This is a genomic window from Bowmanella yangjiangensis (assembly GCF_017255015.1).
GTDB lineage: Bacteria > Pseudomonadota > Gammaproteobacteria > Enterobacterales > Alteromonadaceae > Bowmanella > Bowmanella yangjiangensis.
On sequence record NZ_JAFKCS010000633.1, the window covers coordinates 1 to 417 of the forward strand.

Genomic DNA, 417 nt, shown 5'->3' on the forward strand with positions numbered 1-417 from the left:
GCAGCGCGTGCTTGCAGGGTTGACCGCCGACGAGCAGCGAACGTTGCATGCGTTGCATGGCAAGTTGCTGGCGGGGGTCAAGGCGCGCGAGGAGGAGGCGCAGGGCTAGGTGGTGCGGCTGCGCTTCTGCGCCGCCTGGGGGAGAGGGCAACGAGCCAACTGAGCAAGTGCGGCTAGGCGCGGGAGCGGCGCCATTGCCTACGCTGGCGCTCACCGTATTTCAGGAATCTATGCACCGTGTCTGCTCGATCACCGTCCTCTGCTTACACACAGCGTTTCGGTGCCGTGCTCGCCTATATCGATGCCCACCTCGATGGCGATCTCTCGGTCAGCGCGCTGAGTCAGGTGGCCAGCTTTTCGCCGTTTCACTTCCATCGACAGTTCGGCGCGTTCGTTGGCGTACCGGTTTCACGTTAT

General features: G+C 63.3%; 1 pseudogene. It reads left to right on the forward strand.

Annotated features, from left to right (window positions below):
- Positions 1 to 237: 237 nt before the first annotated feature.
- Positions 238 to 417 (forward strand): annotated as a pseudogene (locus tag J0A65_RS26010) (AraC family transcriptional regulator); the annotation flags it as partial.